Here is a 24,609-nt window from a genome sequence, read left to right as displayed (position 1 = left end):
TATCTCCTTCCATATTTACGAATCAGATAATACACCATTCCCAATGATAAGAAGATGACCACTACACCTATCCATCCCGCCAGGAGAGAGGTTTTTACTGTCATGCGAAAAACAGCACTACTGTTTACGCTATTATTTCTGACAGTAAAATTGGTCGCATAATCACCCGCAATAGTTTTATTGGGTACGTTCAGGGTGGCAGTAATATTTTGTTCTTTACCCGGATCCAGTCTGTCTATTTTAGCAGGTTCAAATGTGGCGTTCCAACTGGTGGGTGCCTGCGCGGAGAGCTCCAATCCTTCCAATGGTAATGTCCCTGTATTTTTAACCGTCAGTTCAATTTGTTTATTACGGCCTTCGGTAATATCATCACTTAAACGCCCCGATGGAGTAGTTAATTCGATACTGTAATTGCCTTTTACAACGGCCTCCAGGTCGAGGTGAAGTGTATCTCTTTCAGTAACTGCCATCACCGGGATCGTATATTTACCGGGCTTCACTAAAGGAGCTGCAGCGATTTCAATGGAAATTTCCTGGGTTCGGCCTGAGTCCATTTGCAATCCGGCAACCTGGCTACCCTCTGCACGAAAGATGGCATTCCATCCTTCCGGCAAACCAGACCTTATTTCATATACCTGCGAATGACCGCTGCCGTTGTGCAGACTGGCGGTATACCGAAATGGATCTTTAGAGGTAGATTCTATGTTTATCAGCCTGGCGGTAAAGGCTGATTTGTCTTTACCAGCGCTCTTTTGGGCTTGTACTGGCATTGTAAATGCGGAGTAGATAAAGCAAGAAAATAATGTACGAAAAGCGCTCCGATAATTAAATGATACTAACATACTCTTGATAACTAAATTTAGATTTCTGAAAATAAAAAAGCTCTATGCCACCCTTGTAATGCCGGGTGAGCACAATAAAATGTCAACAGCCACAACAGCTGAATATCAGGTTAAATGTTTGATGGGGAAATTGAATGCGGTTTACGGCTAATGATAAGGTCTGATTTTCAGGAAAAGAAAACTGCCTTTAATGGTGTCAGGAACAGCGGTAAGGATAATGCTTGTTTTTTGTCGGCTCGTGGTGTGGCCGATACCCTGAAATGTACTTTTTTTAGTCTTTAAAATGTTCATCATGCTAAATGAAATTGAATCGTTTAAAACAAGATCAGATAGAAAATATTTACGCTAATTAAAATAACAATTGTAGATGCTCTTTACAAGAGTGTGTGAAAATTAAATATTTAATTGTTACAAGAATGTTAAAAGACAGATGGTAGTGCGATGGCACATATACGAGATATCGTCCCGTCAACAAAAAAAACAGCTGATGGTGAGGAGTGATAGCACAAAACCCTTTGCTAAAGCGGTTTTGTGGCTTTTAATTTTATCTTGTGTGGCCCCTGTAACCCACTCCCACATTAGTTGTAATATTATCCGATCGCTTTTGTACCCGGAATATTTATTGCAAATTAGCGGCATAAACACAAATTACCTATGTTGAAGTACTTGTACCTGGCAGGATGCCTGTTTGTAGCCCTGCGTTTGTCCGCAGCCCCAACTGCCTTCGCTGTTAACCCCACAGAAGATTCTACAGAGATCTTTCAAAAGGAGATGAATAACTATGTGGATTCCATTAAAAAAGCACAGCATTATGAAACCGGAACCATCAAACTGGAAGGTGGTAAAGCAGAAATAAATGTGCCTGCCGGATTTAAGTTTCTGAATAAGAAACAAAGTCAGTATGTGCTGACCACACTCTGGGGCAACCCGCCGGAAACCTCTAACAATACGTTGGGGATGATTTTTCCGGAAAGCTCAGATCCCTTTGCTGATAGTAGCTATGCTTTTATAGTGGAATATGAAGACATTGGCTACGTTAAAGATGATGATGCAGAAAAAATCGACTATAAGGAAATGATGAAGAATCTCCAGGAAGGAGAGCAGGCATCGAATGAAGCACGAACCAAAGAGGGCTATGCCGGTATCCATCTGATTGGATGGGCACAACAGCCTTTTTATGACAAGGAGAACAAGGTATTACACTGGGCTAAGGAAATTCGTTTCGATGACCAGGAAGGCGCCCATACGTTGAACTACGAGATCCGTATTCTGGGTAGACATGGTGTTTTATCCCTGAATGCAGTTTGCAAAATGAGCGAACTGCCAGTGGTAAAAGCCGATATCAGCAAAGTATTGCACATGGCTACTTTCACCGACGGTAATACCTATTTCGATTTCGATCCTAAAATAGATAATGTGGCAGCATGGTCTATCGGCGGACTTGTGGCAGGTAAGGTACTGGCTAAGATTGGATTCTTTGCCATCCTGGTGAAATACCTGGCCGCCGGCTGGAAGTTCATCGTAATCGGCTTTATGGCCCTGATCGGATTTTTCAGGCGCCTGTTCAACCGCAAAAAAGAAGCAAAAGAAGCGGCGGCTTTTAATACTGTTAGCGAAGAAGGGCAACCGACTGCAGAAGCGACTACAGAAGAGTCACCTGCGCATAACCATCTCCCGGGAGATGAAGAACAACCGGAAGATAAACCATGATAAAAAACAGGGAGGACTGCTCAAAAAGAGTGTCCTCCCTGTTCCTTCAGATAGCGATTATTCAAATGGCTTCACCACAAAAAGCATCTCCCAAAATCAGAAGACACCCCTAATATTTTTTATCACACCGGCAACTCATAACTCCTCAACTGACCATCACCGGTCGTCATCAGCAGCTTGTCATGCACAATCATTACATTGATAATATTACTGCTGTAATCATAGATATAATCCGGGTTGGTAGTAGGATTACCGTCCAGGTCATATGCTGTAAATTCGATACCCTCCGGCATTACCTCGGCCTTACAACGTAAATCTTTTCTATCCAGTAATAACAATCTTCCAAACTGGGAAACAATCAGGATATTATTATCATCTACAAAAAATACACTGTAGTTGATATTATCCGGTTCTGCGGCGGGGAAGTCTTTACTGCCATCGAAAATAGTTACCTGATCTAATGCTGCTACCTTGGTAATTTCAGGGAAGGAGTAGATTTCCAACGGCCCGTCATAATGTGGAGCCATCACAAACTCTTTTCCGGATGGCGCAAAGTTGCCCATGATTACATCTTCACATTGGGTAAGCTCCGTCAGGGAAATGATACCGTCGTTCAGCTGTAACTGCATCAGGATCGTTTCCTCCTGACCAGCAGCAGCTTCCAGCAGGATGATGCCATTGTCTGGTGTGCTATGAAATGAATAGGCGTATTGTTGACTTTCCAGCAGGGGGTAGGAAGCAATGACTTCAAAAGTAGCAGCATCCATTACCTGCAGCTCGTCGGTTTCATTTTTATCACCGGGCAATACATACCAGATGGTTTTATTATCCCTGGCGAAATAGCAGGCAGCGCCCAGGAACCAGCCCCAGGACTCATGCGTTACAGTATGCAATACGGTGGTTCCTTCTGCATCAAGAATGCGCATATCGGTCATGCCGGCAATGGCAATCAGGCGGCCATCAGAGGAGGCCGACAGCTTGCTGCTCACATAATTGGCATTCTGTCCCTTCATGATTTTTTCCCAAACAATTTCAAGGTCGGCATTGAGCTTTGTAATCAGTGGCTGACTGGCAAAGTTCATCAGGATCTCTCCATTCGGCAATGGCACTACGTTTACCGGGTTAGCGGTGAATGTCAGTTTGTTCTTTAATGACAGGTTTATATGCGGAAATTGACTCATATCTTTTGTTTATACCGTCGCAAAGGTAATACACAATCTACTTTTTCCCCAAGGGGTATCTTTTTCAATGGCGCATAATTATTAATGAAAATCAGCTATGCATCACCGTTGAAATATTATTTTTCAATTATTTTTACTTTTCTCTTCACCCTTTTTGCCAATTTCCAAGACCTGTGAGTAGAAGACTGTAGAACAACGCTGCCCGGATAGGGAAGATCTGCCCGGAGTGAACAAATTAAAGATTGATTCATGGTATGATAGGCCGCTTCCGGCTTAGAAACGACCGGTATTATTACGCTGACAGAAGTATTGGGAATATGCATCAACCAATTTCAGATGACAACGCTGCGTTCGAGGAGCTTTTCCGACAACATTTTGTTTCATTGTGCACCATAGCCTACTATGTGGTGGATGATAAAGATGCTGCGCGGGATATTGTCCAGGATTTTTTCCTGGGGTACTGGAACAAACGACACCAGATTAAGATCACGCACGACTTTAAAAGTTATGCCAGCAAAGCGATTCGCTATTCTGCCATCACTTTCCTGAAGAAATCGGGAAAGATGAAGCTGGAAGAGCTGGAAGTGATGGACGGTCTTGCACAGCAGTTTGCTGTCGAAGACGGTGAATCCAGGGAAAAGCAGTACAACGCTTTATGGGAGGCACTGAAAAAAATGCCGGAGCAACGTCGGAAAATATTCCTCATGAGCAACCAGGAGAAGATCAAATACAAGGATATCGCTTTGCAGCTCGGGATTTCGGTCAATACCGTCAAAACGCATATCAGGCTTGCGTTACAGTTTTTGAGAGTGGAGTGTAAATGGATGATGGCGCCTGTATCGTTGCTGTTCTGTTTCAAGCTGCTGACCCTATTTTTCAAATCTTTCAACTGAGATTATGCAAGTACCGACAAATGATAGCGGAATGGACTGGAATAAAATACTGGAATCATTAGAGGAAGCAAAAATACCCCAGGATATGACGAAAGAAGAATTCGCTGCCATGTCTGCCGCCCGGGAAGCACGTGCCCTGCTGTCGGCGGGAGACTTCGATGAATCGGACGGCTGGCAGGAGTTTACAACGCTGCGTAATAAACAAAAAACACGGCGCATTATGATCATCCGGCTGGCCATTGCGGCCAGCGTAGCATTGGCGATAGGAGCGGGCCTCTGGCTCCTGCAACCGGCCATACAGGCACCGCAAATCGCTAACCAGATGCCAACAGGAAAGGTCCGCCTTAAAACATCAGACGGCCGCGTCATCGAATTGAATAAAGAAACGCGCTCCATTCAGCACAACGATATCGCACAAATAAATGCCGGCGGCGATTCCCTGGTATATATGGCCGGCACCACCCGATCTGCACAGGAAAAAATGGATACGCTGGAAATCCCCCGTGGTACGCCCTTCCAGCTACTGCTGGCTGATGGCACCCGGGTTTGGTTGAACGCCACCTCCAGACTGGTGTTCCCTGCTGCTTTTAACGGGCCGCGTCGGGAGGTATTCCTGGAAGGGGAAGGATATTTTGAAGTGGCGTCCAAAACGGATCAACCGTTTATTGTTCATACTGGAAAAACTGCCACCACCGTACTTGGCACCTCTTTCAATGTTCGGAATTACGATGCCTCAGTAGTGACTACCCTCCGTACTGGAAAGGTGCAGGTGACGGCAGGAGCGCAAACCCTCCTCCTGCAGCCCGACGAGCAATCGACGTTCCTTGCAGGTGACGGCTCTCTCCAAAAGAAAACCGTAGACCCGGCAGACTATATGGCGTGGGTGAAAGGCGATCTGTACTTCGAGTCGGTACCACTCGGTAGGATCACCGAAAGTCTTTCCCGCTACTACGATTACACGTTTGAATTTAAAGATGCGGCTATCGCCAACCTGCGCTTTACGCTGGACATGCCCCGTCCCGGCACGCTACAGGAAGTGCTGACGCAACTTAGCGGGACCGATCTGCGATTCAAAGTGAAAGGAAAAACAGTTATGATTTCGAGACAGCCATAAATCAACCAAACTCCGCTTAGCGTGGATGCGCTGTAGCTAAAATATCAAGTCAACATGAGAAAACTATCTGACCCGTCCTTTCAACGAAAGGATACCGGGAGATTTTATATCCTGACATCCGTCATCGTGCTGTTCTTTGGCCTGCTATTGGCCAGCGGCGCCATCTTTGCACAAGACAACGATGGCACGGAGATCCTTTCCAGAAAGGTATCTTACAAGGCACAAAAATATCCGTTGTCGCGTGTATTGAAAGATCTGCGTAGGCAGATGCAGGTACGCTTTACCTATAACGACGAACATGTAAGGCAACAACCGCCCATCACGGTTAACATGCAGGGCGTGACTTTTGAAGCACTACTGAACGAGATCCTTAAAGGAACCGACCTTACCTATACGGTAACCTTTGGAGGGGTGATCCTGGGCAAAAAAGAAAAAGCAGTTGCTGAAGTGGTGAAACCGAATGATATGCATGTGGTGTTAAGAGGGCAGGTGATAAGTGCATCAGGTGTGCCTCTCGCCGGCGTGAGCATTCGCGCACTGGAAACCGGCGTAATGACGGTGACGCAGCCCGACGGTAATTTCGTGCTCATGCCCCGCGAAAATGAGCAAGTGCGCTTTAGTCTTTTGGGGATGAAGCCATTCATGTACAAAGCGATAAGGACGGAGGAGCAGGTGGTAAGATTAAAGATGGATACCATTGTACAGGCCATCCAGGAAGTGGTGGTGAACGGCTACCAGAAAATCGACCCGCGCCTCGCCACTGGCTCGGTGACGAAGCTCACTGCCGCGCAGGTAATTGAACCCGGCGCTCCTTCCATCGACAAAATGCTCCAGGGTAAAGTGCCGGGACTTATGGTGGTGAATACTTCCGGCGGCGTCAACGCGGCGCCAAAACTGCGGATGCGGGGTACCTCTACGCTGCTGGGCAATGCTGCCCCGCTGTGGGTGATCGATGGGATGATCCGTCCTGACCCGGTAGACATCTCTTCCGCATTACTCAACAACGTTATCAACAACGCTTCACAATCCAATTTTGAGCTGATGGGTAATGCCATCAGTGGTGTGAACCCATACGATATTGAAAGCATCACCTTTCTCCGCGACGCCGCGGCTACGGCCATTTATGGAACGCGCGCCGCAAACGGAGTGATCGTGGTCACCACCAAAAGAGGAAAGGAGGGGCCTGTACAGATTACTTATAATACAGATTTATCTTTTCAGCAACGGCCAACTTACCAGGGCATGAACCTGATGAATTCCAAAGAAAGGGTTTTGTTGTCGCGGCAATTCCAGGAAGATCATGTAGTGTTTAACCAAAATGGTTTCGAAGAGAGTTTGTCCTATGAAGGATTGCTTCAGCGCCGCTGGGCCGGTAAATTAAACGAGGAGCAATTCAAACAGCAAGTCGCAGTGCTGGAAACGCGGAATACGGATTGGTTTAAGGAGCTATTCAGAAATCAGTTCAGCATGCTGCATTCCCTCAGTCTGGCCGGCGGCAATGAGAAAACAACCTATTATGCATCGCTGCAGTATGCAGATAATAAAGGCGCCGCCAAAAAAGACGCCCTTCAAAAGTATGCAGCCAACCTGAATCTGCGCTCCAAAATAGGTAAACGGCTCACGGTTGACCTGAGCCTGAATGGTAACTTTCGTAAATCGCAGGGATACTACGGTATTAATCCGCTGTCTTACGCGCTGCAAACCAATCGTATTTTCAGCCCGGACGATTTTATCCCAATGAAAAATAGTACGACCTACGAAAACGAATATAACCTGAACGTGAATGCACCACCGATTACCTTGAATGCCCGTAACGAAATAGCTCATTCCGAAAATACGTCCACAGTTCGATCTGTTACTGCCAACCTGAACCTCGATTACAAACTGGGGAAAGGATTTTATTTCCGCAATTCCAGCAGTTTCATAAGCGATGCGTCGGAAGGCATGACATATGGAGATTACTATACCTATAGTACTGCCATTATCAGAGGTTGGGAGCAATCCTGGACGCCTACAGCAGCCGCGGTTAATAGCGCCACGCTACCTGTTGGAGGGATGGCGTATATGACGGCTTACAACAATACCGTTTACAGTCTGCGGAACAGTATCGATTACACGACCGGCATTTTTGATCAGCGCGATCAGATCAACATTTCGCTGGGCAATGAATTGAACAGCAAAACGGGTAATACACAAACGCATACGCTGCCGGGATTCTTTCCCGACCGCGGTAACATTTTTTCTCCCACACCCAGAGGTCTCCAGCAGCTTGCCAGCAACAGTCTTACGCTCGCAAAAGAAAATGCCGTTTCCCTGTATGGAACAGCCGCGTACAATATGAAGAACAGGTACATCCTCAGCGCCACGGTGCGTGCCGATGGCTCCAATAGATTCGGCAAAAAAGCCAATAGCAACTTCCGGCCTAACTACAGCATCTCCGGCCGCTGGAACGCGACGATGGAAAGCTGGTTCCCTAGGGGAGGCATACTGAGCGACTGGCAGGTGAGGGCGTCTTTCGGTACGCAGGGCAACGTGGTGGCAGCTGTAGGGCCTAATCTCATTTCCCAATACACAACGGCAAAACGTGATCCTATTACCCAAACGCCCTACCAGACTATTAAATCCATGCCCTACCCGGATCTGCGCTGGGAAAAAACGTACCAGGTAAACCTGGGTACCAATGTGGGTTTTTTCAATGACAGATTAACGATCAATGCAGAATACTATGAGAAGAGAACAACCGATGTGATAGACCAGTTGCCCATCCCTTACGAATACGGCATGACGTTCATGTACAGGAATGGTGGCAAAGTGTTTAATAAAGGGCTGGAGTTGAGTGCCATGGCCCGGTTGATCCAAAGGAGAGATGCGAGCTTTTCTCTTTCATTCAGTACCAGCAGGAACCTAAACAGACTGGCCAATCAGACCAGCAATTTTGGCTACCAAAGCCTGTTCACCGGTTCGGGCAATTTGCCTGGCAGAGCTGTTTCCGGCATTTATTCCTACATTTTCAATGGGCTGAACTCCCAAACCGGTATCCCTATGTTCCAAAATGTAGACCGGCCTAAATTCACATCAGACCCCAATGATCTCTTCGTATACTCCGGACAGTTAGATCCAAAGGTGACCATGACGTTAATGCCCACGATTACCTACAAATCGTTTTCACTGACGTCTTCGTTTTATCTCAGTCTTGGTAGCGTGAAAAGGCTGAATCCCATCTTCGGTAATTCCGGAGGGCTCAACGGCATACCGGCGCCCATGGCCAATGCCAGCCGCGATTTTTTGAACCGCTGGCGTAAACCAGGTGATGAAATGTATACCAACGTTCCTGTGGCACTGGATATTACTGAGGCGAGCCAGTATCTGTACATTCCCTACAATACCGGTACCAGCAGTTCGAACGGCAACCGGTCATTCATCCAGGTTTCACCCCTGCAGGCTTATAATCAATCCGATCTCATGACGGTTAAAAACGATTATCTCCGCTGCAATGCACTGAACCTGCGCTACGCCGTGCCTCCGGCCCGGTTGAGCGGTATGGGCATGCGCGCCCTTAGTCTTGGCTTCACCGTGTCTAACGTATTTACCATCGCCAATCCAAAGCTCGGGGGACAAGACCCTGAGATCAATGGCGTAGGCTCGTCGGCGTTACCCATGACGCGCCAGTTTACAGGTTCCATCAACGCATCCTTTTAGCAGCCATTCTTTCAATGTAAGCACATGAAAAAAATACTGACCATACTGCTTGTTTCCGTCTCCCTGATTTCCTGCAGGAAATTTCTGGAAGAATATTCTCCTTCGGATGTAACACCAAAATCTACAGCCGATTTCGCGGAGATCCTTTTAATGGACGGTTATCCGGACAATTTGAAATTAATGCATCCCTGGCTAACGTTCCTGGACGATGATGTACAGTGTTACCTCGGGACCTTCAACGAAATGGAGGCCCCTGGCTTCCTGGCATATTCGAAGAATATTTATCAATGGCAATCATCGTTATCATACGACAATGCAAATGCGATCAAACCGGATGAGACCAATGCCTGGGGCAACTATTACAAATTGCTGCTGGGTACGAATGTAGTGCTGGAGTATGCCGACAAGTCGATAGGTAGCCAGGCAGAGAAAGATCAGTTGAAAGGAGAAGCTTTTGGCCTGAGGGCATTTTACCATTTTATGCTGGTAAACCTATATGCCCGGCCCTATAATGATTCGCTAACTACGCCGGATAAATCGCCCGGCATTCCCATCCGCCTTACTTCAGCACTTTCAGATGCACGTCCGCAAAGAAACAGCGTGAAGGAAGTATACCAACAGATCGTTGCGGACCTCGATAGTTCCATCGCCTTGCTGAGTTTATCGAAAGCAATGAACAATAAACTCCGCCTGAATCATGTAGCCGTGCATCTGCTGGCCAGCAGGGTATACCTGTATATGGAGAACTGGCAAAAAAGTATTGAGCATGCAGACATGGTGATCAGGTATCACCCGCAACTCATGAATTACAACAATTGGGAGAATGCACTTCCTGATTTGGGTAACATGTTGGAGGGACCAACGAACATTGAATCTTTATGGAATTATGGCAACTATCTCGAACATTACCCATATGTTTCCGGTGGTTACGGCACCTACTTTGAGGTTTCGCATCATCTCTTTAATTGTTTCGAAGAAAACGACCTGCGCAAAACAGTTGCCATCACTGAGATTCCCGCCTACCTGAAAGAATATGTTGCGCTTGATTATAAACAAAATAAACATCTGCCAAGCGGTATTGAGGGGGAAAAAGGTGCCACCAATTCATGGCGTAGTTCCGAAGCCTACCTTAATCGTGCAGAAGCCTATATCCAACTGTATAAAACCAAGGGAGATGGCGCCGCGGCAATGGAGGCATTGAAAAGTCTGAATACCCTCCGGGAGCAGCGTTTCCAGTCCTCCACTTTTCAACCCTGGGGGCTGCAGCCTGCGCCGATACTGCTCGATATGTGCCGCAAGGAGCGTCGTCGCGAACTGTTTGGAGAGGAAGCGCACCGGTGGTTCGATCTTCGCCGGTACGGGATGCCTGAAATCAAACATATTTTTATGACAAGTGTGGTGAACAGTGAAACGTATACGCTCCGAAAAAGAGATCCACAATATATCCTTCCCATTCCGGAAGATGTCATTACCCAAAATCCGGCGCTGACGCGCAATCCCGCGATTGCCGGCGAACGTCAGCCCGATTGATTGTCATTCAGTAAAAATTAATTCATGAGATCATACCTCTTTATCATACTGGCCCTGGCCATGATGGCCTGCCAGAAAGAAGCGAAACTAACGCCGGGCGACGATTACGATAGTCCGTACAAATTACCGCAGGGTAACACCGTGGCCGATGATACGATCATGTCCATTCATGCAAAATTCGGGACTTATATCCTGTACCGTTTTTCGCAGGCAGACTATGCATATGATTACTCCAGGATGAGGCAGGATAGTGCATTCAACGCTAACCCGGCTTATATCGATACAGCGTTGAACTTTTTCAGGAATCAGTTGATGGCATATTATCCGGACAGCTTCCTGCATAAAACCATGCCGTTAAAAGTGCTGTTGGCCTCCCGTGTTACTGCCGTAAACAGCTCAGGGAATATTCCTATCGGGTTTGCCAGTACCGCCAGTATGTTCGCCATAGGCTGGGCCGATAGTACGCTTGTTCGCCTGACACCACAGGAAACCAGGAAGCTGCGTGGCCAATTGCATCATTACTATTGGGAACGTGCCTACCGGACCAGGAGCATTGAAATTCCGTCTGCTTTTGTTCAGTTGTCGCCTACGGAATATGGAACATTGAATCTTCAGAACCGGTATCAGTTCGGTGTGGTTGCTGATGTTTTTGGGTCCGCACTAAATATGGCAGAGGATTTTATGTCCTATATCGATATGATCACCTGCCATAGCACCGCGGAACTGGAAGCGGATTATTTCAGACCCGATATCGATACCAAAGGGCTTATCCGCCAAAAGTACAACGTCATTATCAACTACTATAAAACGGAATACGGAGTAGACCTTCAGGCCATCGGCGACTTGCCGTAAAGCCTTTTTATCAGCAATTAAAGGATTAAGATATGAACTATAGATACAGGCCCCTTATACTGGCGGCCCTGGCTACTTCATGCACTTTTGCAGCGCGTGGGCAATCGCAAACGGGACAATTCCGCAGTGAAATTATCCGCAATGTCCTGGAAAAAATAAAAACCAAACACTTCGCGCCACGGCCGCTCGATGATGCCTGGTCGGCAGATGTATGGGATAGCTACATCCATCAGCTGGACCCCAGCCGCACTATTTTTTTACAGGAAGATATCAATAAACTCACCATGCAACGCAAGCAGCTCGATGACCAGATCACTGCCTTGCACACTGATTTTTTTGATGCCGTTTATGCGGTTTACCGGCTACGAACAACAGAGAATAAAGCCATCATCGAAAAGATCCTGGCCGGAAAATTCGATTATGCTAAGCCCGAAACCCTGCTGCTCTCCGGCGCTGCACGCAGCTACCCTGCAGGACAAAAAGAGAAGGAGGACTTGTGGCGCAAACAACTTAAGTACCAGGTAATGCGTAATTACATGGAGCTGAAAACTGCTGCAGGCGATACGCTTTCTGCCGCCACACTGCCCGAACCAGCCACCGAAGCCAAAGCGCGCGAAAGGGTACACAAATGGTATAAAGACCAATTCCGCCTTGCAGAGAAGGCTGGTGCAGCAGATGAAAAATTCAGCGCCTACCTTGCCGCCGCCATGATCGGGATAGACCCGCATACCTATTATAGCGGTCCGAAAGACAAAGCCCTGGAAGAACAGATCTCCAAAAGATATTTCGGGCTGGGCATGGAACTGGCCGAAAAGGAAACAGAATATTATATCAAAAGACTACTACCCGGAGGTCCTGCTGCAAAGAGTGGTATGGTAAGGGAAAATGATCGTATCCTTTCCATTTCCGATAACAAAGGCAGCCTCGTTCCTGTATCCGGCTTCACAGCAGGAGAGGTAACAGGCATGATCCGCGGGGACAAGGACACCGAAGTGAAAATGGTGCTGCGTCAGGCCGGAGATACCTCGCGGACCGTAACCATAAAAAGGGGAGAAGTGGTTGACCTGGAAAACAGAGCGAAGAGTGCTGTACTCGAAAAGAACGGTAAGAAATTCGGATACCTCTATTTGCCGATGTTCTATCTCGATCCTTCGGGCCGAAACCTCACCGGTGCTTCGGTCGACGTGGCGCGGGAAGTAGAAGCGCTGAAAGAGCAGGAAGTAGAAGGCATCATCGTAGACCTCCGCGGTAATGGCGGCGGCTCGTTGGACGAAGTGGTGCGTATGAGTTCCATCTTTCTCCCCAGTGGCCCGGTCACCTGGCTGCGTACACAAACGAAAGTCGATCGGTACAACGGTCCTGCTATCGCCCCTGCCTACGAAGGACCACTGGTGGTGATGGTGAATGAAGGCAGTGCTTCCGCTTCGGAAATCTTCGCGGCCGTGATCCAGGATCGCAAACGCGGGATCATCGCCGGGCCATCATCTACCTATGGAAAAGGCACGGCACAGATGACCATCAACATCGGGAAACTCGGCAATCCCGCGCTTGGCACAGCAGACGTGAGCTATGGCAGTATGCGGATTACCAGTCAGAAGTTTTACCGCATCACCGGAACATCTACTCAGCTTCAGGGCGTAGTACCCGACGTGATTTTCCAGGAAAATATGCAGCCGACGGACGAACGGGAACGCAACTTTCCTACCAGTCTGCCATGCGACACCATTGCATTTCCGCCGTTTGAGCTGGCAGGTACGCGCTTTGATTATAAAGACGTGGTGACCAAAGCCCGTACCCGCGCGGCCGCGAGTCCGGCGTTTGCTATTGTCTCGGAGAATATGACACGTTTGAAAGCGCAGGCCAGTCAACCCATACCACTCGACTTCGCAACATTCCGTCGCTATTACGAAGCTACTGCACATATGGAAAAGAATATCCGTGAAGGCAGCAGACTGCAGCCTGGTAAGGATTTACACGCACAGTTGCCTGTTAATAGAAGCATCCGGCCCGATTTGCTGAAAGAAGCACCTGGCGCTGACGCGAATAAGGAATGGTTGAAACTCGTGGGACAGGATGTGTACATCGATTCTTCTGTGTCTATCCTGGAAGACTTGGCCGCCAGTGCGAAACAGACTACTCTATAACTGCACATACATTCATTCATAAAACAACATATTCGAACCATGAAAAAATATTGTTTATTACTTTGCTGTCTGCCTGCACTCAGCGTTTTTGCACAGCAGCAAGACGGGAAGAAGACCTTTTCGGTGAATACAGATAAGAAGGCCGTCATTACTGCACATCTCGATCATCTTCCGAACGATACACTGGTGGCGCTTTACGAGCCCTATTCCGGTGAATTCGATACGGTGCGCGTTAAAAACCATGGCTTCACCCTCCACATGCCACTGCCGAAAGGAGGTAGTATTTACGTTTTAAAGATCGGCGACGCGGAGATAAATATGGGCAATACCAAGATCGTATACGTAGAAGATGGTCAAATGAACATCGTTGGTAAGGAGCCCGGATTGGACAAGGCAAAGGTATCTGGCAGCAAATGGGTGAAAGAGTGGGAGGAAGCATTTGCGATGGTAGACGCACAGCGCGGCCCTGGTAAAAAGCTGTTTGATTTGAACGAAAATAAAATGAAAGCCTACCAGGTGGGCGACGAAGACGCTTACAACGCATACGGTCAGGAAATCGATTCGCTTAAGAAAATTCAGAAAACGAAGATATTGGAATGGATCCGCAAAAATCCTAACTCCGGTGTGGCGGGCTACCTGATTACCTGCTTCATCACCCCTCTCCCGGAAATAGATTCCCTGATCGCAGGACTGGGGGAGCATGCCAGGAGTTCCCGCATCGTTCAGCGGCACCTCCATTACGGTCAAATCGACGAGGCGCCCATATCGTTAAAGGCTAACACGGCGGAAGAAGGCGATGCTCAATTCAGTACCGTTGCTACCGGTAAACCCGCACCTGATTTCAGCATTCCCGACGTAGACGGCAAAATCATTACCCTGGCCGATTTCAAAGGAAAATATGTATTGCTGGATTTCTGGGCCAGCTGGTGTGGTCCCTGCAAACCGCAGATACCATTTCTGAAAGCTGCGAAAGATAAATTCCAGGACAAAAACCTGGTAGTACTCGGCGTTTCACTGGACAGTAAAAAGGATGCCTGGATGAAAGCCATCGAAAGCCATCAACTCAACTGGACCAACGCATCGAGCCTGAAAGGCTGGGCCGAACCAGTGGCCCAGGCATACGGCGCTTCCGCCATTCCGTTCAATGTACTCATTGGACCCGATGGAAAGATTCTGGCAAAAGGACTTTATGGTGAGGAGATCGACAAAAAACTGTCTGAAATTATCAAATAATTATTGCCCGCTATTCTAACACCAGGGGGCCTGCCGGAAAAGGCTGGTCCCCATTTTTTTATCTTCCTAAAAGTATATACTCATGAAATTTATTATTAAAACAGCGGTCATCCTGCTGCTCCCTTTCTGTTGCCTGGCTGGTGACGGCTACGTCATCAAAGGGAAAATTTCAGGGGTTCTCAGCGGCTACGTAACCATCACGGAACGTACCGAAGAAGGTGTGGCGCTAATTCACGATCAATTACCCGAACGCGTTCGCATTGTGGAGGGCGAATTTACCATTAGCGGGAAAGTATTGCATCCCGGCGTTGTCGATTTAAAAGTGAGCACGCGCACCGTAAGGATCTTGCTGGAGAATACGGCATATACGGTTAATTCCACACTGCAAACACTGAGCGGTGATCAGTTTACAGGAGGTACACTCAACGATCAGTATTATGAATACCAGAAAAGCCAGGGTAGTCCACTGGACTTTGTGAAGAAATTTCCCGCTAAACCCATATCGGCTTACCTGGCCTACGCATTTACCCGCGAATACCAGGAAGTACAAAATGCATACACGGTGCTGAGCCCCGAAAATAAAGCGTCTTACTTCGGGCAGCAAGTTGGTGAACGACTGGCAAAATTCAAAACTACGGAGGCGGGCAAAAACATGCCCGATTTCAGCATGACCGCTCCCGACGGTACTCAGTTCTCCGTTAAAGACCTGGCGGGCAAAGTGGTGGTGCTGGACTTTTGGGCATCCTGGTGCGCGCCCTGCCGAAACTTTATTCCCACCATGCGTGAATATTATAATCAATATCACGAAAAAGGAGTGGAGTTCGTAGCCGTTTCTCTCGATGAGCATTCCGATAAATGGCGGCAGGCGATGGCAGAAACGAAAATGGAATGGAAGCAGGGGCTGGCTGAGGGTGGATTCGGTAATGACGCACCCATTAAGAACCTGCTGAACATCAAAAGCATTCCGCATGTGATAGTAATAGGGAAAGATGGGAAGATTGCGGCCTGGCTGGATTTTTCCATGAAATCACAACTGCCGGAAATACTGGCCAGACTAAATCCATAAATCTATTCACAACGGAAACCATCATTTTGCAAACAGAATTTGCTAACTTTTAGTCATGAAAAAGGATGCAATACATTATGCACCCGCTGTGCCTCAGCGGGAGCACTTCGACAAAATCATCGCCGCTTTTACACCGCTCAAAGTGAACCGGAATAAATACCTGTTGAGCGAAGGTGAAGTCTGTAACGCGTTGTACTACGTGCAACAAGGTTGTATCCGCACTTTTTTCATTAATAAAGAAGGCGCTGAAAAGACCAGTGCCGTCATGGTTGAAAATGACTTTGGTACTGCATGGACCAGCTTTATATCCAGACAACCTTCGCTGCAGTTTATTGAAGCGGCTGAAAATACAAAACTATTGACCATCAGCTATACCGACTTCCATCATAACATCAACACGGATAACACCTGGAAAGATTTTTATCTGAGCTGTCTCGAAGGGGCCTATTTAAACCAGAGCAGAAAAATAGAAGCGTTGATGGTACTCGACGCCAAACAGCGATATCAAAAACTGTTGAAAGGTAACCCTGGCTTGATACAGCGACTATCGAACAAAGTATTGGCTTCTTTTCTCGACATGAGAGAAGAAACACTCAGCCGGGTGAAGTCAAAGAAATAATACGATTTTGATCTATGTCAATCCCGATGATGCAGGATGGTCCCACCTTTGTCTTGAAATAAATCTGAAAAACTATGAGATTAATCAAGATCAAAGACCTGGTAATAATAGGCGTTATGATGGTAGCGCCGTTGTTAGCTAAAGGACAAACCACCTCATCTTCAATCAATCAACAAGCCATGGAAAACAAGATCGTAATCGGAAGAGTTTTTGTGCCCAAAAGCTCGCTGGAAGAATTCAGAAAACAAAGCATCACAGGCCCTTTTTTGAAATCACTCCCCGGATTTGTAAAAGGCCAAACTTATGAGAAGTTCGATGAGGAAGGTAATCTGAGTTTGGTATCTGTAACCACATGGTCCAACCAGGAGACCTATGAGAATGCGGAGAAATCTCTTAAAGAATATTATAAAAGCATCAATTTTAATCCCATGGCTTACCGGGCGAGATTGAAAATTACCGCGGAACACGGGGTTTATTCCATGCACGATTATTGAAGCAGTGTTGAAACCAAATAAACTGCCTCCGGGATTCAGATTCCCGGAGGTATTTTGTTTGTGCGCCCGACAAGACGATCTTTTGTAATTATTTGATGGGGAATAGTACCTTAAGAGGGAGTAAAGTGTATACCTTAATGTAACATTATTTAATGTTTCCCTTAAATGGGTTGGACTTATAATAATTATTTTTTATATTTATAGCAACAAAATTGTAAGGTTAAAATTAATAATGCCAAGGTTTAGAGAGCGTAACCCTGATTAATATCATTCCATGAGAATAAACATACTACTAGACTCAAGTAAAAAGACCATACCGTTTAACTATCAGCCGCAGCTTACGGGTGCCATTCATAAGTGGTTAGGAGAAAATGATTGGCATAATTCCACTTCATTGTATTCTTTTTCCTGGTTGCAAAACGGGAAGGCAACAGCGGGAGGTATTTCCTTTGCTGGGGGTGGAAGTATGGAGATATCGGCATATGACGTTGACTTTATCAGGAAGATTGTAAGAGGTATTCAGAAGGACCCATATTTGGCTTTCGGCTTGACAGTTACAGATGTAATTATTCAGGAAACACCTGCCTTTTCAAATAGAGAAACAATGTTTGTGAGAAGCCCGGTCCTTATAAAAAGAATGGTAGATGGGCGAGATATACATTACACTTATGATAAAGCAGAAAGTGGAATATTATTAACAGAGACATTACGAACCAAGCTCAGAAAGGCTGGGTTGCCTGACGAAGGGGTTAAAGTCAGTTTTCTGAACGACTATCCCATGGCCAGAACGAAAATTATTTACTATAAAGAAATTGGAAACAGGGTAAATATATGCCCCGTGGTGATTGAAGGCACACCAGAGCAGATAGCATTTGCTTGGGAGGTGGGTGTTGGAAGTAGTACCGGTATTGGATTTGGGGCTTTAAAATGAAATCATAATATGACATATTATATAGTTAAATATGCTGGTCCGTTCGGTTTTATTAAACCCTGGACAGCTGTTAGAGATAGTAAAACTTTCAGTCAGCAGTTTTTAACACCTTCAATTGTAGAAGGGATAGAGAAGAAGTTATTTCCTGAAACACTATTGTTACCAGGGATTCATAAAATTGTCCGCCATAAACTTATTTATTCTTCTGTCAGTATTCAGCAGGAAGTAACCCAAACAAGAGGCTGGGAATACAAGAAACAGCAACATTTAATGGTGCGTAATCGTTCCATTTTAGATAGAGGTACCCTGGTGGCGCCTGTACTACAATTGGCGTTCCCGGAGCGCGTGGATGCCGTGGCTGCAGCAGGTCAGCATATTTGCCTATGCCGGAATGAAGATATATTATTTCCCGAACAGGAAGTAGTTGTGATGGAAGAGGCGGAGTTTGATGCCTTGGATGGTTTTGAGTTGAGGTTTGGTGAAATGGAAGGTGCATTCCTTGTAGGGTTTAATCGTTTTGATAATGCAGCGCCGATGTATGGGCAGCTAGCCGTAAGTGGCAACCCCGTAAAAAACATCTAATGAAGCGATTTGATCATTTGTTGGCAAAAGGTGAACGGCACGGTCGAACAACCTTAGTTCAACACCTTCATGATGTTGCCGCTATTGCGGTAAAGGTTGCCCGGAATATGGATGTAGACACGCAGATAGCCTATAGAGGAGCGATCCTGCATGATATCGGAAAGGCAAGCGGACAGTTTCAAAATACTTTAGTGAAGGGCTTTAGGCGCCCACCGGGTTTCGTATACCGACATGAAATAGGATCTTTATTTTTTATTTCATTGACGTCCGAAATTGAAAGATACGCTATTATAGATATGGTGGTAGCCCATCATAAGTCTATTTATAAGGACGCCGGAGAGAAGGGCATTCTGGACATGATTGATACGATGGATGATTGTTTTGAAAGACACTCAGTGGGATTTGAATCATGGGGATCGGATGCATTAGATATACTGAAACATTTTGGGTTTGATGTAAAACCTGTCTCCTTAGCGGATGCACAAAGGAATTTTGAGGAGGTGGTAAGCTATTGCGAAGCGAAAACCTATGGATATTCACCCTGGAAAGGCTTATTAATGGCGGCAGATCACCTGGCTTCGGCAATGGATAATGAAGTGTTTAATATTGTAGACCAACTTTTTATTAAGCCGGATTTAAGTTTTTATAGTAGAGAAGGCGAACTGTTTCCGCTTTCTACTATTGCGGGCGACGATTCCAGAAGGCATACATTATTAACTGCGCCCACCGGCGCCGGGAAAACCGATTTCTTATTAAAACGATGTACAGGAAGAGTTTTTTATACACTTCCATTTCAGGCCTCCATCAACGCTATGTATGAAAGAATAAAGAAAGATTTGGAGCATACCGGGGCGCAAGTTCATTTATTACACGCTTCCTCTGCCTTGAAGCTGGAGGGGAAGAAGCTGGAGGAAACAATCCTCCAGCGCCATATAGGGGCTTCGGTTAAGGTGCTTACCCCGCATCAAATGGCATCTCTTGTATTTGGAACCAAAGGTTTTGAAGTACTCATTGCAGATATCAGGAGTTGCGATGTCATTCTGGACGAAATACATACCTATTCAGCTACCATGCAGGCGATTGTACTTAAGATAGTAGAGATGCTTTGTGCGATTGGTTGCCGGGTTCATATTGGCACTGCTACGATGCCAACAATCCTGTATAATCGGCTGCTGCAAATAATGGGCGGAATCAACAGTGTTTACGAAGAAGCTTTACCAGATAGTATTTTGGACACTTTTGATCGCCATATTGTTTATAAGAAGTGTGATTTTGCCGAAGTAGAAGACGTAATTGGGAATGCAGTTAAGGAAAAAAGAAAAATTCTCATTGTTTCCAATAGGGTTATACGGTCGCAGGAATTATTTAATGAACTGTGTGATAAATATCCGAATGTAAAGAAAATGCTTATTCATAGCCGGTTTAAGCGGGGGAGGCGTGCAGAGCTGGAAACTATGTTAAAAGAAGTATTTAATGAAAGTGAAGATGCATGTATTGTTGTTGCGACGCAAGTGGTAGAGGTAAGTTTAGATATCAGTTTCGATTTGATGATTACAGAAGCAGCGCCTATAGATGCTTTAATACAAAGATTTGGCAGAATAAACAGAAAGAGAAATAGAGAAACGATTGGCCACTACAAACCCGTTTATGTTTTAGCTCCTCCTGAAAATGATAAAGATGCCTTGCCATATGACATCGCGGTATTAAGAAGAAGTTATGAGGTGCTACCCGATGGGGCGTTATTGAAGGAAAGGGACTTGCAGGAGATGATTGATAAGGTGTATCCAGATATTATATTTACCGATATTGATTTGGATGCCGTTTTTGTAAATGGGAAGTGGCGGATTAAAGAATTATGGCATCATCCCAACTCTGCATTACTTGATGCGCTGGATATTGATACTGTTACATGTATTGATGAGGCGGATCAGGCTTTTTATGAGTCGGCCAGTTATGCAGAACAGTCTAAGCTGGAAATTCCTGTTTCTTATCGTGCAATTGCATTCAATGATCTTAATAAATTGAAAGTTGGTACAAGGCCCTTTGTGATTCCATCCAAAGCATACCACGCTGATGAAGGATTTAAAGCCAGGTATGCAAAACCAGAATTTTATGATGTAACCCTCCGTTTTTTATAAGCGTAAAACTATGATAGCAGTCAATATTGGAAAGATATTCCTAAAAGCCTATAACGAGAAGCATGGAAGTGCTTATCAGGCAAAGAACTTTTTCATAGAGAAGTATTTTCCTCTTTTTTTTGATGAAAAGAAATATATGCAATGGGTGACTAACTCCCCTTTTGTTCAGGGAATAAAAAAAGGAGCGCCGCCATCACCGGCTGAACGCCGGGAGCGACTGGCAACTCTGACGGAGAAAGTTTCGGATAGTGCAGCAGATGCCAGTATTGCTATCGGATTTCCTTCGCTCGATTTAACAGCAACAACGTCCGGGCAATTGACCAATTTAAATATTCCACTGAATGAGGAAGATGTTTATTTATCCTGGATTGGAAGTGGATTAGGCGTGGGTATTCAGGGAGGACTTTCCATTCTTTTTGATAGACCTTCGTTGCTGCTTGATATTTTTCAGGGATGGGAAATCTATAGGGAGTATCTTAATAAGACAATCCAGTTAAGGGGAAATCAAATTAATACCTGGAATGGTCAATGGGTGACTCATCGTTATAACCCCCGGGTTTATGATAATAATGATCCCACCGCTAATTTTAGCGGCATTAGTGCTACAACGGATGGTGGACTGGAAGTAAGTACACAATCCTGGGTGGCATTGATGTATGGAATATCCAGCACCTACCCTGATTCACAGATGACGGGATACGTCTATAATCTTGGTCAGACGAATACTACTGTTGGTTTTATTCCCTTTAGATTACCACAAATACAACGACCTGTACATTTGTACGAGAAATATTTTGGTACTTCCAGCAGAGATCAGGCAGAGCGCCTGTTTGGTACTGCCTTTGGTTTTGAAAAGGCCTGCCAGATGGGGGCTATAGGTATCAACGCGATGGAGCCGAAGGGCTTGAGAGAGTTTATTCTCAATGGTAAGATGCCCATTTATAATAGGCAGGATGAAAAGAAGGTTATTAATTTCAACACATATCAAATCTGGTTATTAGCCATGCTTAACAAGGAACAACTTTGGGAAAAGGCACATCAGTTTGCGATCTCCCTGAATCAGTATGCTTTAAGTAGCGAAAAGGGCAAGAAGGATAAGACAAACCATGTAAATACGGTATTGTCTTCCACCACTACCAAACAGTTTATTAACAATCTCCTGGTTGTGGTAGAGGAGGCGGCAGACAAGATTCCTTTTGTAGAAATGGGCAAATTAGTCCATGAAATGCCTGACGATAATGTTCCCTATTTTCTCACGCTGGTTCGTTTTCAATTTGCATCCATCAGTAAATAAAATCAACTTATAAGATATGAAGCCATACATCTATTTAAGAGCATTAAAACATGCGGAGCACACGGTTTTTGGAGTACAGGAAGGTCAGAAGGTATATTATGATAGTCAATTTGGGCAGTATTGTGCATATTCCAGTGGTCAACAGGTAAAGCGTTCTATTCTCGAAGAACTTACCTCGAATTTAAACGTTCAAATGGCGCCAGTAACATTTAATTACAATATTACCAAGGACAAGCAACTTGAAAATAAGGAGCCCTGGTCTCCCTGTGATCCGAATTACATCGATCAGCTCATAGGAGGATGGATGCGGGCCGGAGATGGCATAACAGTTAAGCGGCGTAGTCCATTGTCGATTTCTGCCATGCGTCCATTGCATCCGTTGTTATCAGGAACAATAAAAGAGAACCTGACCTTTGACAGAAGTAACCGGCCGGATCGGCATCCGGTAAATGTGAGAATGGCGGGTAGTGAAAAACTATTGACGGAGGAGGAGATTGAAACTTTTTTGGCCACTAATAACCGGACATTGCCGCGTCGTAACTGGATCCCGGATAATCGAAGAGCCAGCGGCCTTTTCGTATTTGATGTGGCTATTGATTTAAGGACATTGTTTTCTGTATCAACAAATCAGCATGAGCCGGAACTCAATAAAGAGAAAATAGATGAATTAAAGTCGAAAGGCTGGATTGAAGGAGAGAATACATTTGGCAAATGCCTTATCATGCCTAAAAAAGAAAGAGAAAAAGTAATTCCGGCTTTGGCTCATGCCTTGTTGAACTGGAGAATTACCTCCAACCAGGCACGTACCTTCAGTTTGCTGGAAACACTTGCCGTAGCCATTAGTACCAATGCCAATTCTTTGACAGGGGCGATAAGGGCTAAACTCTTTGATGACGGAGATAAAGCGAAAGCAAAACCTATTATTGATGAGACGGCGGGAGCGGAGCTGTTTATTACGTTGCCATGTGCTGGTTATATTGTTACGGTAAATGAGAGCGCAGATGCGTTGGCAAAAGCGGAAGAGAGATTGATTGAAATGATGAATGCTTTTGATTATGAGAACCAACTTAAGACAGTGTAGCCTATCATGCAACTGACGGCAACCTATATTAATTATTATCATGTTTGTCATCGCAAACTTTGGCTCTTTGCGAATGGCGTAAATATGGAGCATACTTCTGATGTTGTATATGATGGAAAATTGCTTCACGAAATAAGCTATCCTCAAAGAGCTGATAAGTATACAGAAATAGATTTGTCTGCAACGACAGATGATGGGATATTACTCTCCGGGAAAATTGATTTTTATGATGTAAAGGAGAAGACAATCCATGAAGTAAAGCGGAGTGATAAAATGGAGGAGGCTCATGAATGGCAGTTGAAGTATTATGTCTGGTTATTGAAACTTAATGATGTTTCAGATGTTCGTGCCGTATTGGAGTATCCAAAAATAAGAGAGACAAAAATCTTGAAGCTGTCCGATGCTGACGAAATCTATTTGGAGTTAATCGTAAAGAAAATTTTGTTGTTACAGGAAGTGGAAGAATGTCCGCCGAAAATAAATGCCAAGATATGCAAGAACTGTTCTTACTATGATCTTTGTTATATAGATGAGATATGAAAAAGAGTTACTATCTCTTCAATCCCGGTAGGATGAGCCGTAAGGATAATACCTTGAAGTTTACCCCGATAGATGAATCCGGTACGGAGGGCACCCCCAGATTTATTCCGGTAGAGGGGGTTGATAATTTATATACTATTGGCGCCTTAGACGCCAATAGCGCGTTGTACAATTTTTTGGGAAAAGAGCAAATAAGTGTTCATTTTTTTGATCATTATGAACACTACACCGGAAGCTTTATGCCCAAGGATTATTTGCTTAGCGGAAAAGTATTGATTGCACAGGTGGAGGCATATTCTAAGCTAAGAAAACGGCTGCCTATTGCACAGAAATTTATCGAAGGGGCTGCGTTTAATATGGTGAAGAACTTACGTTATTATAACAATCGGGATAAGAATACCTCCTCACAAATTGAGAAGATAGAAGCGCTTGCTGCACGGGTTTTATTGACCCCGGATATTGAAACATTAATGGGCATAGAAGGGAATATTCGTCAAACTTACTATGAGGCTTTCGATTTAATCATTAATGATTTTGAAATGACTAATCGAACTAAGCAACCGCCTAACAATGAAGTCAATGCGATGATCTCCTTTGTGAACATGATGTGTTATACTCTTTGCCTGGACATGATTTATCATAGCCAGTTAAATTCCACTATAAGCT

General features: G+C 45.3%; 20 protein-coding genes. 18 read left to right on the top strand and 2 right to left on the bottom strand.

All coding sequences use genetic code 11. The features are described 5' to 3' along the window. Positions 1 to 770 (bottom strand): NEW3 domain-containing protein (locus tag VIP81_RS17775; RefSeq protein WP_331963874.1); only part of this gene is annotated, 770 nt, incomplete at its 3' end. A gap of 726 nt (positions 771 to 1,496) precedes the next feature. Between VIP81_RS17775 and VIP81_RS17770 the strand changes: the two genes are divergently transcribed. After that, complete coding sequence (locus VIP81_RS17770) at positions 1,497 to 2,552, top strand: DUF2167 domain-containing protein (RefSeq protein ID WP_331963871.1); 1,056 nt, start codon at positions 1,497 to 1,499, stop codon at positions 2,550 to 2,552. A gap of 122 nt (positions 2,553 to 2,674) precedes the next feature. On the opposite strand, the gene VIP81_RS17765 is transcribed toward VIP81_RS17770, so the two are convergent. Next, the gene (locus tag VIP81_RS17765; RefSeq protein WP_331963868.1) at positions 2,675 to 3,733 is read right to left on the bottom strand and encodes a hypothetical protein; all 1,059 of its coding nucleotides are present in this window, start codon (positions 3,731 to 3,733) and stop codon (positions 2,675 to 2,677) included. Positions 3,734 to 4,050: 317 nt separating this feature from the next. Here VIP81_RS17765 and VIP81_RS17760 point away from each other — a divergent pair, with 317 nt between their 5' ends. The 17 genes from VIP81_RS17760 to cas1 all read left to right on the top strand — a co-directional run. Then, complete coding sequence (locus VIP81_RS17760) at positions 4,051 to 4,626, top strand: RNA polymerase sigma-70 factor (RefSeq protein WP_331963865.1); 576 nt, start codon at positions 4,051 to 4,053, stop codon at positions 4,624 to 4,626. Between the two features lie 4 nt (positions 4,627 to 4,630). Further along, the gene (locus VIP81_RS17755; RefSeq protein WP_331963862.1) at positions 4,631 to 5,740 is read left to right on the top strand and encodes a FecR family protein; all 1,110 of its coding nucleotides are present in this window, start codon (positions 4,631 to 4,633) and stop codon (positions 5,738 to 5,740) included. 54 nt (positions 5,741 to 5,794) lie between these two features. Continuing rightward, positions 5,795 to 9,439 carry a SusC/RagA family TonB-linked outer membrane protein gene (locus tag VIP81_RS17750; protein ID WP_331963859.1) on the top strand — a complete coding sequence of 1,215 codons (3,645 nt, stop codon included), beginning with the start codon at positions 5,795 to 5,797 and terminating at the stop codon, positions 9,437 to 9,439. 24 nt (positions 9,440 to 9,463) lie between these two features. Next, positions 9,464 to 10,969, top strand: coding sequence for a RagB/SusD family nutrient uptake outer membrane protein (locus tag VIP81_RS17745; RefSeq protein ID WP_331963856.1), 1,506 nt, complete (start codon positions 9,464 to 9,466; stop codon positions 10,967 to 10,969). 24 nt (positions 10,970 to 10,993) lie between these two features. After that, positions 10,994 to 11,821, top strand: a complete 828-nt coding sequence (locus VIP81_RS17740; RefSeq protein ID WP_331963853.1) for a putative zinc-binding metallopeptidase — start codon at positions 10,994 to 10,996, stop codon at positions 11,819 to 11,821. A 32-nt stretch (positions 11,822 to 11,853) separates the two neighbouring features. After that, positions 11,854 to 13,965, top strand: a complete 2,112-nt coding sequence (locus VIP81_RS17735; protein ID WP_331963850.1) for a carboxy terminal-processing peptidase — start codon at positions 11,854 to 11,856, stop codon at positions 13,963 to 13,965. A gap of 39 nt (positions 13,966 to 14,004) precedes the next feature. After that, positions 14,005 to 15,198: a TlpA disulfide reductase family protein gene (locus tag VIP81_RS17730; RefSeq protein WP_331963847.1), complete on the top strand. Its 1,194-nt coding sequence runs from the start codon at positions 14,005 to 14,007 to the stop codon at positions 15,196 to 15,198. Positions 15,199 to 15,280: 82 nt separating this feature from the next. Next, positions 15,281 to 16,264, top strand: coding sequence for a TlpA disulfide reductase family protein (locus VIP81_RS17725; RefSeq protein ID WP_331963844.1), 984 nt, complete (start codon positions 15,281 to 15,283; stop codon positions 16,262 to 16,264). A 55-nt stretch (positions 16,265 to 16,319) separates the two neighbouring features. Beyond that, a complete protein-coding gene (locus tag VIP81_RS17720; protein ID WP_331963841.1) occupies positions 16,320 to 16,883 on the top strand; it encodes a Crp/Fnr family transcriptional regulator in 564 nt (187 codons plus the stop codon). 74 nt (positions 16,884 to 16,957) lie between these two features. After that, on the top strand, positions 16,958 to 17,377 hold the full coding sequence (locus VIP81_RS17715) for a hypothetical protein (protein WP_331963838.1): 420 nt from the start codon (positions 16,958 to 16,960) through the stop codon (positions 17,375 to 17,377). A gap of 274 nt (positions 17,378 to 17,651) precedes the next feature. Then, positions 17,652 to 18,308, top strand: a complete 657-nt coding sequence (cas6, locus tag VIP81_RS17710; protein WP_331963835.1) for a CRISPR-associated endoribonuclease Cas6 — start codon at positions 17,652 to 17,654, stop codon at positions 18,306 to 18,308. A 9-nt stretch (positions 18,309 to 18,317) separates the two neighbouring features. Then, a complete protein-coding gene (locus tag VIP81_RS17705) occupies positions 18,318 to 18,890 on the top strand; it encodes a hypothetical protein (RefSeq protein WP_331963832.1) in 573 nt (190 codons plus the stop codon). After that, positions 18,890 to 21,028 (top strand): CRISPR-associated helicase Cas3', encoded by a 2,139-nt coding sequence (cas3, locus tag VIP81_RS17700; RefSeq protein ID WP_331963829.1) that lies wholly within the window; start codon positions 18,890 to 18,892, stop codon positions 21,026 to 21,028. Before VIP81_RS17705 ends, cas3 begins: the two co-directional genes overlap by 1 nt. Before the next feature lie 10 nt (positions 21,029 to 21,038). Beyond that, positions 21,039 to 22,322 (top strand): hypothetical protein, encoded by a 1,284-nt coding sequence (locus VIP81_RS17695; RefSeq protein ID WP_331963826.1) that lies wholly within the window; start codon positions 21,039 to 21,041, stop codon positions 22,320 to 22,322. Positions 22,323 to 22,338: 16 nt separating this feature from the next. After that, a complete protein-coding gene (locus tag VIP81_RS17690) occupies positions 22,339 to 23,403 on the top strand; it encodes a hypothetical protein (protein WP_331963823.1) in 1,065 nt (354 codons plus the stop codon). Between the two features lie 6 nt (positions 23,404 to 23,409). Continuing rightward, complete coding sequence (gene cas4, locus VIP81_RS17685) at positions 23,410 to 23,943, top strand: CRISPR-associated protein Cas4 (protein ID WP_331963820.1); 534 nt, start codon at positions 23,410 to 23,412, stop codon at positions 23,941 to 23,943. Continuing rightward, the coding region (gene cas1 / locus VIP81_RS17680; RefSeq protein WP_331963817.1) for a CRISPR-associated endonuclease Cas1 at positions 23,940 to 24,609 on the top strand (670 nt) is incomplete at its 3' end. The genes cas4 and cas1, both read left to right, overlap by 4 nt.

Origin of the sequence: Chitinophaga sp. (genome assembly GCF_036566945.1) — a bacterium.
GTDB lineage: Bacteria > Bacteroidota > Bacteroidia > Chitinophagales > Chitinophagaceae > Chitinophaga.
Note: the sequence above shows the minus strand (reverse complement) of the source record. Positions and strands in the feature narration are given on the sequence as shown.